The sequence below is a fragment of the Pseudoalteromonas sp. genome (genome assembly GCF_041613455.1).
Classification (GTDB): Bacteria; Pseudomonadota; Gammaproteobacteria; order Enterobacterales; family Alteromonadaceae; genus Pseudoalteromonas.
Genome location: NZ_JBFJHD010000006.1, coordinates 23618 through 39326, shown reverse-complemented (window position 1 = coordinate 39326; position 15709 = coordinate 23618). Strand labels below are relative to the sequence as shown.

Below are 15709 nucleotides of genomic sequence, written 5' to 3'. Positions count from 1 at the left end.
AAACGCCCAACAACTGTACTACAGTTTATATCCAGTCGCTACTATATATACTTCCCGAGAACGGGCGCGCGAGGCATCTGGTTTACGTATCTTCACTGCTTTAAAACTATTACGTACATCTTGTAAGTATTGATCAAAGCCTTCACCTTGGAATACTTTAACAATAAATGCACCATTTTTCTTTAGTACTTGATTACACATATCCAGTGCAAGCTCCACCAAGTACATGCTACCAGCTTGGTCGACTGAATTATTGCCACTCATATTTGGCGCCATGTCAGAGAGTACCACATCCACATTTTTACCATCAATACGTTTTAATAATGCAGTTAACACTGCCTCTTCACGAAAGTCACCTTGTAAAAAGTCAACACCCGCTAATGAATCCATCGGCAAAATATCACAGGCTATAACTTGGCCTTTATCACCCACCTTTTCAGCCAAATATTGTGACCAACTCCCCGGCGCAGCCCCTAAATCGACGACGGTCATACCTGGGCGGAGTAATTTATCTTTCTTTTGTACTTCATCTAATTTGAAAACAGCTCGAGAGCGCCAGCCTTGTTTTTGCGCTTGCTGAACATATTGATCGTCAAAATGTTCTTTCAACCATCGCTGTGAACTGGCTGACTGTTTTTTATTTGTCATAAATTAACACGCAACTAATTAGTAATATTGTTTAGATGGCGGTAGAATACCCTTAATTCAAGCCATATTCAGCAAAATTTGTAGAAACATGACATTATCAAACAAACAAAAGCAGTTTTTAAAAGGTCAGGCACATAGCCTGAAGCCCGTAGTTTTACTAGGTTCTAACGGTTTAACCGAAGGTGTAGTTGTAGAAATACAAAGCGCCTTAGAAATTCACGAATTAATCAAAGTGAAGGTGCCTACCGACGATCGCGAAACTAAAGCGCTTATTTTTGACGCAATTGTACGTGAAACCGGGGCGACTAAATTACAATCAATCGGCCACACTATTGTGCTTTACCGCCAAAGCGCCGAAAAGAAAATTCACTTACCGCGTGGCTAAATAACGTAACAGTGCTGCGTTACTGCGAGTAATAAAAAACCAGCCTAGTGCTGGTTTTTTTCTGCCGTTAACTGCATGGTTAATGCGTTGATTGCATAGTCTTCAGTATCCCTTTGCTTACTAAGCAAATAATACAGCGAATATTGCTGCTCTGACATCAATGCAACGTCACTTTTTGCTAATAACGCAGCCAGCTGCGGTGTGGTATTGCTGTGGCCTATGACAACGACAACACCCTGCAAAGTTAATAATTGCGCTTTAAGCGCCACTAAGTCACGAGCATCATACACCTCAACAGCGGTGTTAAAATGCTCCGCAAGCGGTGCTGCAGTCGCTAAAGTACGAATGTAATTGCTACTAAACAGCTCGATTGCAGCATGCGGTTGTAATAATGTCACCAAGTGCTCTGCACGTGTAGCCCCTTGCGCTGTTAATGCGGGGTTACTTCCCGTTTGTTTTTCGCCATGACGAAATAAATAAATCTGCTCTGGCGCCGCATACGCCGATGCGCTATTCATTACATTTATAAGCAGCGTCGCTATTATTAGCGCTGTTTGTTTTAGAATCATCTTTGCCCTCGCTTATACTCCAGTAAGCGGTTAATAAACTCGGTGGTGAGCTCATTAATAACCCCTGTTTCGGCATTAATAATTAAACTAAAACCAACATTAAGATGCGGGAACACCACTAAATCGGTGCGATAGCCTTGAACCCAGCCACTGTGATAATACAGCGTTTCATCATCATAATTATACACGCGCCAACCTAAGCCATAGTATGCCTCGTTAAGGTGTCTTTTCCATACGCGCCGGTAGCGCTCTTTTTTGGTATGGGTGTAGGGGCGAGTTTGCGCAGCTAATGCGTCAAGTGATAACACCTCAGGATATTGCCCTAATTGCGCTTTTAACCATATTGCCATATCGGCCGCACTGGCATTTACCCCAGCAGCGGGAGCTACTTTATAATAATTTGGCTTTAACTTTGCGCTATACCAGCGCTTTTTGCCGCGTACATGTGGGTGTGCATAATTGTCATCTTGCACCATAGCGTCAAAACCTAGGCTGGTATCGTGCATCTTTAATGGGGTGAAAATACTCTCTGTTAGCCACTGTGTGTAGCTTTTATTGGTACTTTGTAAAATCACATCATCAATCAAGCTAAACATCACATTTTGATAGCCGTAACACTGCCCTGGTTCACAAATAGGCTCTACCGTAAGCAACTTTTGCACTATATCGGGGTAACGCATTCTCGATTCAATCAAGTTATCGTAGGCATTCGGCACTAATCCACTGGAGTGGCTTAAAATATGAAATACTTTTAAATTATCTTTGTAAACTGTATTCACAAACTCGGGAATATAGCTGCTTAGCGGTGTAAATAAGTCCAGTACACCGTCACTAGCAAGTTTTGCCGCTAACGAACCGGCAAAAGTTTTAGAGACAGAAGCAAGCCTAAAGCGGGTATGTTTATTTACTTTTTGGCCGCTACGCGCTTTAGTGTAGCCCATAGTATGAATGTAATCATTAGCTTGGCTATTCACAATTGATAACGCCGCACCGGGTATGCCTTTTCTTTTTAGTTTTTTTTCTGCGTAACGCCCATACTGCTTTACAAAGTCTTGCCAGTCGGCATCAATAGTATTCGCCAACGCAGTAGTCGTTGTCATGAAGCATAAAGCAAATAAGGAATAAATCAGGCAGTTAACGTACTTCATTGTAGGCTGTTTTTTCTTCTTTTAATTATTTCTCTGTATATAATATCATGAACTTTTGTTAGGACTAACGTACAATATGGCGATTATTGACTTTTGAGTGGGTGTGAAGTTGTTATGCGTTTTTTAGTTGTGTTAGTTTTTATTTTATTTTCATCGGGTTGTGCTGTCACTAGAATGCCTGCTGAGCCATTAGCTGTGCCTGTAAAACCCCTGTTAAAAAGCCAAACGTACCAATTAGAGTACCAAGCACAGCATAATTCACCTAAGGTGAAATCGGTGCAATTGCCGGCGCATAAGGTAAAAAGAAATCAAACGGTTAAAATCATCACCGACAAAGCCAGCGTAACCGACACTTTACTGGCACAAATTAGCCAAGCACTCAATGACAAGCAACTTAAAGTAACCAGTAGTCACAACAGTGATTACACCCTGGCTATTCACCAAGCTGACCTTGCATTTATTGAAGACACAAAATATACCCTTAAGCAACCTGAACAGCCCTACCCACTGTTTGGTAAAGTAGCACGACAGTTTCCAACCCAACAGTGTGCCACTATTTTGGCCGAAGTGAGTATGCGCTTAACCCACAAAGCCTCTGGTGATGTGGTATGGTTTGCAAAATCGTCACTCGACAGCAGCAGTTTTCACCGCGAGCCGCTTATTTATAGCTTTAGTGAAGAGCAAAAAATCACTAATGAACTTGAAGTGGTGGCGTTTGTGCATCAACAAAATACCGAACAGGCACGTTTAGCGCGGGCGAAAAGTAACACCCCGGTTGCTATTCCTGAATACCAGACAATGAGCCAGCTGAGCACGCTAACTAAATTACACGGCCCGTGCAGCCGTACCGAGGTCAGTGCGTTAACCCCGATGATGCAGTTTTATTTAAGCAGTATCTTAATCGACAAAATAAAGGTGCTATAGCAATAAGGCATACGGCTACATTTACTTACAGACTTAGTCGTTCGTTTAACAATATACTTGGCTTTTTAACAGTCACTTAATTAGGTTTAAGCATGCAACACTCACCAATAAGTCATGTTTTTTGTTATGGCTGCTTATTCTTTGCCAGTGTATTTAGCATGCCAAGTAGCGCGAGCAACCGCTATTACGCCGATAATACTTTGGTGCCCAGTCAAGGTTTTGCATGGGATTGGAGCGCCGGCGCCGGTTATTATGTAGAAGACTCTTACCTAGTAGGAATGGACTCCTATAATGATGGGCTTGAGCTCGATTTAAGTCTGGCTATTGCTTATGATAACTTTTACCTCGACTTTGATCATAACCAGCTCAGTGGCGGGCTTATTATAGGCTATAGTCTACTCAATAAGTTTAACTGGGAGCTGGATTTACTCGGCACCAATGCCCAAGCAGGTTTTGATGAAAATGGCTTAGGGTTTTATAACAATGGCGTTATTGAACAACTGCGCGGCATTAAAAAACGTCATTACGACTTTAATGGCGGCTTGCGCTTAACGCGGCGCTTTCAAGGCTCGCAAATCTCTTTTGAATACTTACATGATATCAGCGGTGCCCACAACGGCTGGATGTTTAATTCATTTTTTAGTCGTATTCAGCCTTGGCGCAATTGGGAGTTCCGCTCGGGTATTGGCTTTACTGCGTACTCCGCTGACTTTACCAACTATTATTTTGGGATTGATAAAAGTGAAGCGACTGCGTTTCGCCCCAGCTATAAAACCAATAGCAGTAGCAGTATCATGCTCGAATTTCACGCTGAATACCCGCTCAATCAAGACTGGGTATTTTTAGCCGGCTGGCTGACGACTTGGTTTTCCAAAGAAATTGACGACAGCCCCATTGTCTCACAAGGATATCAGCACAAAGCCAAGGTAGGCCTGCGTTATGTATTTTAGATGGTTTTGGTATTTATTACTGGCCTACCCAAGCTTAGTACACGCAGAGCTTAAAACCCCCACAGTGCCAGAGCCCATGCTCAGCGCAGTACCCGATACCTGTGTAGCGCTGCGTGAAGGACGGCATTGCTATACTGAAGTTACGCTTTCGTGGCAACAAGCTAACATAGGAAATTACTGTCTGCGTGACGCGACCTCTAAGTACATTATGCAGTGTTGGCTTAAGCAGCAGCACGGGGTCTTTCACTATGCGTTTGATGCACAGCAAAGCCTGTCATTTGAGCTCATAAACAGCAATACCTCTCAGGTTATTGCCACCACCGAAGTAAAGGTGCAGTGGGTGTATCAAAATAGACAAAAAAAACGTCGCTGGCGATTATTTTAAATCAGAGGGCTTATGGATAATTACGGTACTATTTTATTGGTTGAAGATGACAGCTCCCTAGCGCAATGGGTAGCAGAGTATTTAACCGAGCAAGGTTATGGGGTACATGTTTGTTATCGTGGTGATGAGGTGGTAGGTCAGGTAAAAACTTTAAACCCACAGCTGGTATTACTCGATATTATGCTGCCAGGTCTTGACGGTATCAGTGTTTGTCGTGAGCTGCGCAGTTTTTACCATGCTCCTATTATTATGCTCACGGCTCGAGATGACGAAATGGACGAAGTGATAGGCTTAGAAGTGGGGGCTAGCGACTACATCATGAAGCCTATTCGACCGCGTGCTTTGCTCGCCAGAATTAAGTCAGCACTTAGGCACGCCAACGAAGCACACCAGCCTCACAGCCAGCAAAACATTATTAATGTAGGTGGACTGCAAATTAATAGTGCGTCGCGAAATGTCACCTATAATGGCCAAGATATTAATACTTCCAGTGCCGAGTACTTATTGCTGCACTATTTAGCCAGTAATGCCGGTCAGGTTGTCTCGCGCGATGCGGTATTTAAAGCGACCAAAGGCCGTGAATACGATGGCCTAGACCGAAGTGTTGATGTACTGATCTCGGCGTTGCGTAAAAAGTTTCATGACGATCCACAAAACCCAGAAAAAATTAAAACAATTTGGGGGCGTGGTTATTTGCTTGTTACCACAGCGTGGTAGCCATTAAATGAAAAAGTTTTATATTTCACTACTCAGTAGCGCGCTGCTGTCGATTATTATTTTAGGCTGGTTAATTGATGCATTTAGCCAACAAGCGCATTCTCCTCAAGACGAGTTTAGTGTGCAAAGCAAGGTGATTGCAGGCTTTAGTCAGCAATTACAAGCTGTCGCACTCGCTGAACGCAGTCATTTCGTAAAACAGTTAGCCACTGACTTTAAGCTACCGCTAGAGTATAAACTCACCGACTCAGTCGCGCTTGCCCCTGCACTACAACAACAAATGTACAATCATGGCGGATTAATCTTAGAAGATCAGCAAGGCTTTTACTTGCTCTATAGCAGCCAAGCAATCAGCCCGTATCACTTAGCTATGCGCCTAGAGCGCTCGTTTGAACATGAGCAGCGTAACGACATTATGCTGACCTTACTGTTTTATGCCGCTTTGTGTGTCGTTATGGGTTTTATTATTTTACCGTTAGGCCGACGCTTAACACAATTAAATGAAGCGGCGAAAAAGTTTGCCGCGGGCGATGTACATGCACGCATAAAAGTGTCGCACTTTACTTATATCAAAGATGTGGAACTCACTTTTAATCGCATGGCGAGTCAAATAGAAAAACTCGTCGCTGAAAACAAGCTAATGGCGTCAAGCCTCTCTCACGATATTCGCACGCCCATTGCCTGCCTTCGCTTTGGTTTAGATGCCGCCCTAGAATGCGCAGATAAAACCAAGTTAAAGCAGTATTTAACCCGCATGGAAAATGATCTCGATCAGATGGAATCTATGCTTAAAAGCTACTTAGCATTTGCAACGTTAGAGCAAAATGCCAACCGCCTAACCTACTCAACCACTTCATTGAAAAGCTATTTTGAAGATATTTTAACGCAGCTTGCGCCTAAGTTGCAGGCGCGTAACCTCAGCGTCCAGCTAAGCTGTAGCGATGACGTGATTTATGCCGATTTACATTGGCTGGCCAGAGCGGTAACCAACTTAATCAATAATGCCTGTGACTTTGCTGCGCAGCATATTTATATTAGCGCCGCGCTCAATGAGCACGAGCTGATTATAAATGTAGAAGACGATGGCCCCGGTGTCGCCAATGAAAATGCCGCTAAGGTATTTAGCCCTTTTTACCGTGAGAAAAACCACCGAAATCGGGCCGATCAAAGTTATGGTTTAGGACTCGCTATTGTAGCAAAGGTGGCAGACTGGCATCACGGTGATGTGCAAGTGAGTCATAGTTGCTACTTAGGCGGCGCCTACTTTACCTTGAAAATAGCGCAACATCACCACCCTGTAAAGTAAATGCTACACACTGTAATTAACATTTATTAAACAATATCAGTTTGTTAATTCAACAATAGCCGTAATAAAATATAAATTGCTACGCTTTAACCGTAATTTAATCCGTTAATTGTGCTAAATCAGCGAATAAGCACTTTTTATTTTTTTACATTTCCAGTAGATTGTCAGCGCCGTTGAAAAATAGAGAAGTATAATAATATGAGTGCAGTAAGAGGTGAGTTCAGCTCTCGCTTTGGGTTTATTATGGCCGCCGCCGGCTCTGCCGTGGGTTTAGGTAATATTTGGGGATTCCCTACACAAACCGCAAGCAATGGGGGCGCCGCATTTTTGGTAGCCTATTTAGTGTTGGCGTTCTTTTTAGCCTATCCGGCTTTAATGGCGGAACTAATGATTGGTCGTCATGGTCAGGCTAATGCAGTTAGCTCTTTAAGAAAAATTTCCAATCGCCCATGGCAGCAACACTTTTCGTTTATCGTTGGTTTTGGCGGTATTTTATGCGCTGGGTTCATTTTAAGCTTTTATGCTATCGTGGCCGGTTGGATGCTCAGTGCCACCGCAGAGCCAGTAGCCAGCTTAGTCGGCGCCAATGCCGCGTCAAGCTGGTTAAGTGAGCAATCACTTAGTCGCAACATTTTATTTACTGTGCTGTTTATCGTATTAACGGTAGCAATTATTAGTCGTGGTGTAGAAAACGGCATCGAAAAATGGTCGAAACGTTTAATGCCCGCATTACTGGCAATTTTATTTGCTCTAATTGCCTATGTAATGACCCAAGATGGCGCCATTGTTGGCTTAAAAGCCTATTTAGTGCCCGACTTTTCATCTATTTTTGATCCAACCTTATTAGTAAGCGCGCTTGGCCAAGCATTTTTCTCATTATCGCTGGGCACCAGTGTGATGATTATTTACGGCTCCTACATAAGCCAAAAAGAAAACCTCGTTTCACTCGGTGCTTATGTAACCTTAATTGATGTGTTTATTGCTTTTGTCGCTGGGCTATTAATTATTCCGGCTATGTATGTCGCACAAGCACAAGGCATCGAAATTTTTTCACCCACCACAGGTAAGTTGCTCTCTGAGGACACCTTAGTATTTCAAGTGTTACCCGCTTTATTTGAGGGCATGGGGGGGATGGGACTGTTTGTTGGTTTTGCTTTTTTTGCACTGATGAGTATTGCCGCACTCACCTCGTCTATTTCTATGCTTGAAGCACCGGTTTCATATACCGTAGAGCGCTTTGCACTGAGCCGTATACAAGCCACTTGGCTGATTGGTGCGCTTATTACACTGGTCAGCATCACCATAGTATGTAACCTAGGTACCTTATTTGGGTTAGTGATCACCTTGACCACTAAAGTAGCGCAGCCATTACTTGGACTAATGTGTTGTATTTACGTGGGCTGGATTTGGTCACGAGGCTCGCTACTTAAAGCGATTCAACAAGGTAACCCTGAGGTACATAACACGCTATTTTGGAAGGTGTGGCCTTGGTACACTAAATTTGTTTGTCCAATTGCCATAGGCCTGGTGTTTCTTCATTCTTTATTAAGCTAGCCTTTTTACTATTCGCACAAAAAAGCCCACTTTTGTGGGCTTTTTGCTCAACGAGCTAATTGCAAAATCATATCTTGATGGGCAATGCCATCTTCCAAATATGCTGCGTTAACCGTGTTAAAACCAAAGCCACGATAAAAATCGAGTAAATACGTTTGCGCGCCAATATAAATATCGCGGTCGGGCCATTGGCTTTTACAGCAGTTAATGGCCTCAGCAACTAGCTGCTGAGCCAGCCCTTTGCCACGCTCTGTTTTATTGACCAGCACACGCCCAATCGCACTGTAGTTGGCGTTTTTTTCATAGCAGCGCGCATAAGCTAACAAGCGTTCACCTGCTAGGTAATAGAGATGCTGCGTAGTGGCTGCAATATCATGCTCGTCAAGCTCTGGATAAGGGCACATTTGCTCCACCACAAACACATCAACGCGGCCGCGCATGATAGTAAATAAACTGTGTGTATCAAGCGCTATAAATGGTTTACATTGAAATACCATTGTAACTCCTGTTGGCTACTAAAAAGCCCATACCGTAAAGCATAGGCTGAGTATTATTTAAAATTACGCAACATCATTGCATCAAGCATGAGTGAAGCATTTAATATCCCGCTATTACAGGCATTAAAAACCCAGCGAGCGCTGGGTTTTGATACCGTTTAATGTCTCACTCAGTTAGGTAAATAACCGCTCTAGCTGATCGCATAATTGCGATAAGTTGACATGATCATGCTCTATGGTTAAATCAACATAGCCATCGCTTCGAAAAGCTCTGTCCAGTTCAATTAATACATGGGTTTTATGCGCTTCAGGAATAAAGGACAATTCAATTTCTTGAATGCCAAATAAGCTGCGGCTATTCGGCTTGTACTCAAGCTCTTGATAGCAACCCGATACAGACTGAAAGGTAGATGCACGTAAATGGCCTTGCTCTACATCGGCCTTAGTTAAACTAAAGCCAAGTTTTTCCATCGCCTGCATACATGTTTTAACTGCTTCATTGGGATAAATATGCAGAGAGTCTTTATCACTTGGATCAAATGCTAAATCAATATCAACACCGGTTTCTAGCCACACATGTGATTGGTTATAACCGGCGTTAATTTCGGTGATTGGCGTTTCTGAATGCAGTCGTGCTTGAAAGGGAATGGCTTTTACTTCGCCCGGCTCAATAGTGCCAATATCTGTAATGCGCCACTGTTCGATAACATGATTTGTAAAATATTCACTGTCTTCACTCGATACTTTAACGCGTGTCATTAACAGTAAATCTAATCCTGAAATTTGCTGGCTTACATCTCCCCCGGTAATCACGATTTTTGCATTAAATATTTGTCCGGGCTGTAAATGCTCTGTTTCTAAAATAGTGTCAACTTTGGCGGCACCTATGCCTACTGATGCTAAAATCTTTTTAAACATATTTTTCTCCTAAGCTGGGCGGCTCGGTTATTTGCCCACGCTTAAACTCCGTCGTTAGCGCATCTTAACCATATTTAATTGCTCTTGTCAGTGAAAAACTGCTATTTACATGCTGTTTACGATTAAATAAGTGCTAAATGGCGTTTTTTTATACACCCACTCACAAACACTGCTTGAAACTGTGTATCCAGTTAACCAAACTGCCCGCGCGTTATAGGCTAATTAAATAGCACTATCTGCCTATATTTATTTTAATGCCTCGACTTTTTCGCTAAACTACAACACCAAATAAAGTGATAGTAATAATTATGGAACTCATTTACTTTGCCGCCGCGTTTATCTGTGGTTTTGCTGTTTATCAGCTAAAACTGCCCCCTCTGATTGGCTTCTTACTTGCGGGATTTGCACTCAATTTAGCAGGCTATAAAAGCACGGAATTACTTAATACCATCGCCACTCTTGGGGTAACACTACTGCTATTCAGTATTGGCTTAAAGCTTAAAGTACATAACTTAATGAAGCCGCAAGTGTGGGCTTCGGCCACTCTGCATATCATTTTAAGTAGCGCACTATTTAGCAGTTTTATGTTATTACTGAGTTTATTTGCACTGCCGCTATTTGTTGACTTAAGCTGGAAAAGTGCCTTATTAATCGGCTTTGCATTGAGTTTTTCTAGTACCGTTTTTGCCGTTAAAGTGCTTGAAGAACGTGGTGAAATGGGCAGCTTACACGGTAAAGTGGCCATTGGCATTTTAGTTATGCAAGATATTTTTGCCGTGGTGTTTTTGGCTATCAGCACCGGTAAAATCCCTAATTTTTGGGCCTTATTACTGATTATTTCTTTGCCTTTAGTGCGTCCTGTGATGGGCTGGATACTTAATCGCTCTAAGCATGGCGAATTATTGCCTTTATTTGGCTTTTTCTTTGCACTGGTTGCCGGTTATCACGCATTTGAATGGGTGGGCTTAAAAGGTGATTTAGGGGCGCTAATTATCGGAATGATGATTGCCCCTCACAAAAAAGCCAGTGAGCTGTCTAAGTCACTGCTTAATTTGAAAGACATTTTACTGGTTGGTTTTTTCTTAACCATAGGTCTAAACGCTGAGCTGACGACCAGCTCGTTACTTGCAGCGTTAGTATTGGTGTTAATATTACCCTTTAAAACGCTGTTGTATTATGTATTTACTAATATGTTTAATTTGCGCGCGCGTACCTCATTATTAACCACATTTAGCTTAGCCAATTTTAGCGAGTTTGGTTTAATCGTCTGTGCGGTAGCCGCTGCAACGGGCATGATCACCTCTGAGTGGTTAGCGGTAATCGCTATTGCCGTTTCAATTACCTTTATTATTGCTTCGCCACTAAATAAACGCGCTAACGACATTTACAGTAAAATTGAACCTTGGCTATTAAAGTTCGAAAGCAAAACCCGCTTAGCTGAAGAGCTACCTGTTAACCTCAGCAATACTAAAGTGGTTATCTTTGGCATGGGCCGCATTGGTACCGGTGCCTACGAAACCATCAATAAATCCCATGCGCAATTTGTTGCCGGCATTGATATAAAACCTGAAGTTGTAGATAAGCATATTAAACGAGGTAGAAAGGTACTGCTTGCCGATGCCACCGATCCTGATTTTTGGCAACGCGTTAATCACTCACAAGTTGAAATGGTAATGCTAACTATGCCACAGCATATGCAAAATATTTTTGCCTTAGAGCAATTAAAAGCGTCGGGGTATGACGGCCAAGTGACCGCGATTGCCAACTACCCAGATCAGCAAAAAGAGCTTGAAGATATGGGAGTTGATTCCACCTATAACTTTTACCTAGAAGCCGGTAGTGGCTTTGCTGAGCATGTTAAACACAAGTTATTCTCTTAAGCCTACTTTGCCTGCTTACTGCAGGCTGGTTTACATTCTTTTACATGCTAATGGGCTACGCGCCGAAAAAAAGGGTAAACTAGGCGTCATTGGTATCTAAGAGCCGCGTCTCTACACAGCGTTAGACTCCAGCTAACTCTGTGTTACCAATAGCAATTTAATTGAGAGCCTACTCTCTTCAACAATAGGCTGTTACTTGCCCGTCACAGCCTATTTTATCTGCCGCAAATCCCTTACACTTAGCTATGCTTTACACAATCAGACAGACCTATGGATGCGAAACAACTCAAAGTCGCTATTAATACTATTATGCCGTTTGGTAAGTATGCCGGCCGACCTTTGCTGCTATTACCCGAGCCTTATTTAGTGTGGTTTAAACAACAAGGCTTTCCCGATACCTTGCTGGGCAGTCAACTGGCAATGATGTATGAGGTAAAACTCAATGGCCTAGAGCCAATGCTAATGCCCTTATTAGAAAAAAAATAAAATCAGGAACTTTATCAGCCATTCTGAGTCTATTTATTTGCTACTTGTTGATTTTGGTTTTTAACCGCAAAAAGCGCCCTTGTTAAAGTGGCGCTTTTTTTATTGGTAAGCTCACAATGAATTTCGCGCCGCCTAATGGGGTATCTGCTATTTCGCATTTTCCTTGGTGCCAAGTCACTATTTTATTAACAATGGCGAGCCCTAAACCAAAACCACCAGTCTTTTTATCGCGGCTTTTATCTAAACGGGTAAAGGGTTTGAACACATTTTCGCGTTCATTATGAGCAATCCCACTGCCATCGTCTTCCACAATTAACTGAATATCACTGTCTGTTGTCGTCAGTGAAAGCTGCACATGGTTGCTGGCATGCTTTAACGCATTACCAATTAAATTTTGCATCACACGAGCCATAAAGTGACTATCACAGCGATATTTCAAGTGCGCAGGAAGCTGACTAGTTATGTGTATGTTGGCGCCAAAACTCAGCTTTTCCATCACCGTCGTGAGCAGTGCTACTAAGTCGCAATCCATCAGCTGTAAACTAGGTTGTTGCGAGTCTAGACGCGCATATTCAAGCATTTCAGAAACTAAAGATTCAAGCTCATAAATGTCACGCTGCATATTTGCTAAGTAAGTTGCTGCCTTCTCGTCTGCTAAGCGGTCTTGCAACATGGCAATAGCAAATTTCAATCGCGCTAAGGGGGTTCTAAATTCGTGCGATACCGAGGAGGTGAGCTCTTGTTGTGCAGTTAATAAAAACTCGATGCGTTGCTGCATAACATGCAATGTGTCGGTGATGGGTAAAAACAGTGATTTTGAACTGCTGCTCAACTGAAAGTCTTGTGCCCCCCCCACAGCCTCGCACGCATGACGCAGTTTGGCAAAGTCACGCCACAGTAAAAAGCTCCACAGGCCAACCGGTATCCCCACAATAATGAGCAATAATAAGTAGGCTAATACTGAATTGGATGACTTAACCGCTCCCCCAATCGGGCCTACTTGCAATAATTGCTCAGCATTAAGCTGCACATACCATACAACGCGTTGTTGATTGTCGTATAAAGGGAGGTAGTGATTTTTGGCTAACTGCGCTTGTTGTTCAGCAGGTAACATTAAATCACGCGGGGCAATGATTTGGCTTGAAAAGTGCTGTTGTAATTTTTCAAGCCCATCACTAGTTTGCGATAATAGCCATAAAGATTGGCCAAATTGATTATCTAGAAAATGCGCCTGCTGCGACTCTTCATACGGCCACAGCTGCTCAATAACACCACTGACAATAAACAGTGACACAATAATGTAAACGTATAGGCTTATAAACAGCTTTCCCATTAAAACAGCCTAACAGTCAGCATTAAATTATTTTCCCCATGCGTCAGAGACAAATAAATAGCCTTGTCCCCATACCGTTTTAATACGATACGGTTTGTCGCTGTTATCACCGAGCTTTTTACGAATTCTGGATACTCGCACATCCACGGTGCGATCTAGGCCGTCGTATTGGCGCCCTATCATATGTTGATGGACATGTTCGCGACTCAGCACTTCTCCGGCATTGGATGCTAACAACCACAGCAGCTCAAACTCGTGTGAGGTAAGCACAATTTCGTTATCGGCCAATTTAACAATACGACTGGTTTTATCGATAAATAAGTCGCCAAACTGTAACTCTTCCGAGGTTTTTATTGGCGCTTGGCCACGGCGTAATAACGCACTTATTCTGGCTAATAGCACACGCGGCTCAGCCGGTTTGATCACGTAGTCATCGGCACCGAGCTCTAAGCCAATAACTTGATCAAAGTCTTCACCTTTAGCGGTAAGCATTAAAATAGGTGTAGTGTATTTGTCGCGCACTTGTCTGCAAACACTAAAACCATCTTTACCCGGTAACATCACATCTAAAATAATCAGATCGACCTGATTAGTTTCTAAAAAAGCAAATACTTCGTCACCACGATCCAGCACAGCGACTTCGAGGCCATTGTTCTCTAGGTAATCTTTGGTTAGCTGTTGCAAGCCAAGATCATCTTCAACAAGTAATATTTTTGGCATTAACCACTCCTAAATTAAAAGAAACTCCACGGTGAACGAAGCCGATACTGTTTTTTAGCATGGGCGCTTTGTACTTCAACAAGTACATTTGCAAGCGAGGCACCGGTATGAGGATTGATCAGGGAGTATAGGGTCTCCACCTGAACACGCGCTTTATAATTAAACTGGCCTGTTTGCTGCTGTTGCCAGCATTTAATTTGCGTGGTGTGTTGATATAAACAGACATCATTGGCGCTGGCCTGTTGCCAGCTAAACTGCAAATTAACATCGCAAAAATCTTGTTGTTCAGAGACCACACAGACTTTGGGAGATACATAGAGCATCGTTGTTTTTGCCATACTCACGCCACTAAATAGTGAGGCAGTAAACACGATTAAGATTAGATACTTCATATTAAAAAGTATGTTCAAATCCTATAAAGGCAGTCGTTGAATAATGACGTTCGAACAGCGGACTACTATCGACAGCCGAATAGTCATAATATGCTACATGAAAACGAACAGCGTTTGCTGCGCTCAGGCGCCAGCGGGCGTCGATTTTAGCATAAGGTTGCCAACTACTACCAACGACTATTTCACCTAAAGGTGATTCATTACCATGTAGGCCATAAAAGTAGTCATTTAACTGAGCTGATTTATAGTTAACCCCTAAAGTGGGTTTTAATGTCAACTTATCAAAGTGGGCATAATACTGCCATTGCAGCGCTGCTCGCCAACCATTATAAACCCCACTCATATCTTGCAAGGCTTGTATGGAAAATAGCTGTTGCTGTAAAACATAGCTATAACTGATGCCGGCATCGAGTGCTAATTTACGTTTATGTGTGGTTTTAATACTAATTAAAGGCGAGTTGTCCTGCGACGCCTGATAAACAGCTTCACTTGAGCTGGTATTTTTTAACGCAAACAAATTGCTTGGATGCCAGTCAATAAAAAACCGTGATTCGGGGTTTAATTCCGCCACAATATTGAGGTTATGTTGCTGTGTTTGTTTAACGCTAAACCCTACGCGGCCATTATCAAAAAACCACTGCTGGGCATAATAAGCCAACTGCGGCACCACCACCAGCGGGATATTAGTGCCGCCCTTTAAAGGGTTAGTAATCACCCCGGCTCCTAGGTTAATACTTAAGTGTAGCTGTTCTGTCGCTATTTGCGGCTGCACCGTGTTATCACTTTGCGCGGAAGCGCTGGCAGATAAACTAAGCATGAAAAAAAACACTGAGTAAATGGAGTTGTGTATTGAATAAAGCCGCATGATTATTATGAGTGTAAAGCGTGATTATAAGC

Annotated in this window: 18 protein-coding genes; 9 read left to right on the top strand and 9 right to left on the bottom strand. The window is 42.7% G+C overall.

The window, feature by feature from the left end; all coding sequences use genetic code 11:
- Positions 1-18: 18 nt before the first annotated feature.
- Positions 19-648 carry a 23S rRNA (uridine(2552)-2'-O)-methyltransferase RlmE gene (gene rlmE, locus ABYB02_RS01455; RefSeq protein WP_372760332.1) on the bottom strand — a complete coding sequence of 210 codons (630 nt, stop codon included), beginning with the start codon at positions 646-648 and terminating at the stop codon, positions 19-21.
- Positions 649-736: 88 nt separating this feature from the next.
- Between rlmE and yhbY the strand changes: the two genes are divergently transcribed.
- The gene (gene yhbY, locus ABYB02_RS01450; RefSeq protein ID WP_372760330.1) at positions 737-1033 is read left to right on the top strand and encodes a ribosome assembly RNA-binding protein YhbY; all 297 of its coding nucleotides are present in this window, start codon (positions 737-739) and stop codon (positions 1031-1033) included.
- Between the two features lie 44 nt (positions 1034-1077).
- On the opposite strand, the gene ABYB02_RS01445 is transcribed toward yhbY, so the two are convergent.
- Both ABYB02_RS01445 and ABYB02_RS01440 read right to left on the bottom strand, forming a co-directional pair.
- A complete protein-coding gene (locus ABYB02_RS01445; protein WP_372760328.1) occupies positions 1078-1602 on the bottom strand; it encodes a histidine phosphatase family protein in 525 nt (174 codons plus the stop codon).
- Complete coding sequence (locus ABYB02_RS01440) at positions 1599-2750, bottom strand: serine hydrolase domain-containing protein (protein ID WP_372760326.1); 1152 nt, start codon at positions 2748-2750, stop codon at positions 1599-1601. Before ABYB02_RS01440 ends, ABYB02_RS01445 begins: the two co-directional genes overlap by 4 nt.
- 114 nt (positions 2751-2864) lie before the next feature.
- Between ABYB02_RS01440 and ABYB02_RS01435 the strand changes: the two genes are divergently transcribed.
- From ABYB02_RS01435 to ABYB02_RS01410, 6 genes are all read left to right on the top strand, one after another.
- Positions 2865-3674 carry a hypothetical protein gene (locus ABYB02_RS01435; protein WP_372760324.1) on the top strand — a complete coding sequence of 270 codons (810 nt, stop codon included), beginning with the start codon at positions 2865-2867 and terminating at the stop codon, positions 3672-3674.
- Between the two features lie 92 nt (positions 3675-3766).
- The gene (locus ABYB02_RS01430) at positions 3767-4624 is read left to right on the top strand and encodes a MipA/OmpV family protein (RefSeq protein ID WP_372760322.1); all 858 of its coding nucleotides are present in this window, start codon (positions 3767-3769) and stop codon (positions 4622-4624) included.
- Positions 4614-5009 (top strand): DUF3019 domain-containing protein, encoded by a 396-nt coding sequence (locus ABYB02_RS01425; protein ID WP_372760320.1) that lies wholly within the window; start codon positions 4614-4616, stop codon positions 5007-5009. Before ABYB02_RS01430 ends, ABYB02_RS01425 begins: the two co-directional genes overlap by 11 nt.
- A 12-nt stretch (positions 5010-5021) precedes the next feature.
- Positions 5022-5726, top strand: coding sequence for a response regulator (locus tag ABYB02_RS01420; protein ID WP_372760318.1), 705 nt, complete (start codon positions 5022-5024; stop codon positions 5724-5726).
- A 7-nt stretch (positions 5727-5733) separates the two neighbouring features.
- Entirely contained in the window at positions 5734-7032 is a 1299-nt protein-coding gene (locus tag ABYB02_RS01415) for an ATP-binding protein (protein ID WP_372760316.1), read from the top strand.
- 198 nt (positions 7033-7230) lie between these two features.
- The gene (locus ABYB02_RS01410) at positions 7231-8586 is read left to right on the top strand and encodes a sodium-dependent transporter (RefSeq protein WP_372760314.1); all 1356 of its coding nucleotides are present in this window, start codon (positions 7231-7233) and stop codon (positions 8584-8586) included.
- Positions 8587-8633: 47 nt separating this feature from the next.
- Here ABYB02_RS01410 and ABYB02_RS01405 read toward each other — a convergent pair whose 3' ends face one another.
- A complete protein-coding gene (locus tag ABYB02_RS01405; RefSeq protein WP_372760312.1) occupies positions 8634-9083 on the bottom strand; it encodes a GNAT family N-acetyltransferase in 450 nt (149 codons plus the stop codon).
- Positions 9084-9257: 174 nt separating this feature from the next.
- Positions 9258-10001: a sporulation protein gene (locus ABYB02_RS01400; RefSeq protein ID WP_372760310.1), complete on the bottom strand. Its 744-nt coding sequence runs from the start codon at positions 9999-10001 to the stop codon at positions 9258-9260.
- Positions 10002-10309: 308 nt separating this feature from the next.
- On the opposite strand from ABYB02_RS01400, the gene ABYB02_RS01395 reads away from it, so the two are divergent.
- Both ABYB02_RS01395 and ABYB02_RS01390 read left to right on the top strand, forming a co-directional pair.
- Positions 10310-11881: a cation:proton antiporter gene (locus ABYB02_RS01395; protein ID WP_372760308.1), complete on the top strand. Its 1572-nt coding sequence runs from the start codon at positions 10310-10312 to the stop codon at positions 11879-11881.
- A 270-nt stretch (positions 11882-12151) separates the two neighbouring features.
- Entirely contained in the window at positions 12152-12367 is a 216-nt protein-coding gene (locus ABYB02_RS01390; protein WP_372760306.1) for a putative quorum-sensing-regulated virulence factor, read from the top strand.
- Positions 12368-12449: 82 nt separating this feature from the next.
- On the opposite strand, the gene ABYB02_RS01385 is transcribed toward ABYB02_RS01390, so the two are convergent.
- The 4 genes from ABYB02_RS01385 to ABYB02_RS01370 are packed head-to-tail and all read right to left on the bottom strand — an operon-like array spanning position 12450 to position 15629.
- Positions 12450-13700 (bottom strand): ATP-binding protein, encoded by a 1251-nt coding sequence (locus ABYB02_RS01385; protein WP_372760304.1) that lies wholly within the window; start codon positions 13698-13700, stop codon positions 12450-12452.
- Between the two features lie 27 nt (positions 13701-13727).
- Positions 13728-14420 (bottom strand): response regulator, encoded by a 693-nt coding sequence (locus ABYB02_RS01380; RefSeq protein ID WP_372760302.1) that lies wholly within the window; start codon positions 14418-14420, stop codon positions 13728-13730.
- Positions 14421-14434: 14 nt separating this feature from the next.
- Positions 14435-14812 (bottom strand): DUF3019 domain-containing protein, encoded by a 378-nt coding sequence (locus ABYB02_RS01375; protein ID WP_372760300.1) that lies wholly within the window; start codon positions 14810-14812, stop codon positions 14435-14437.
- 1 nt (position 14813) lies between these two features.
- Positions 14814-15629: a MipA/OmpV family protein gene (locus ABYB02_RS01370; protein ID WP_372760298.1), complete on the bottom strand. Its 816-nt coding sequence runs from the start codon at positions 15627-15629 to the stop codon at positions 14814-14816.
- Between the last annotated feature and the right edge of the window lie 80 nt (positions 15630-15709).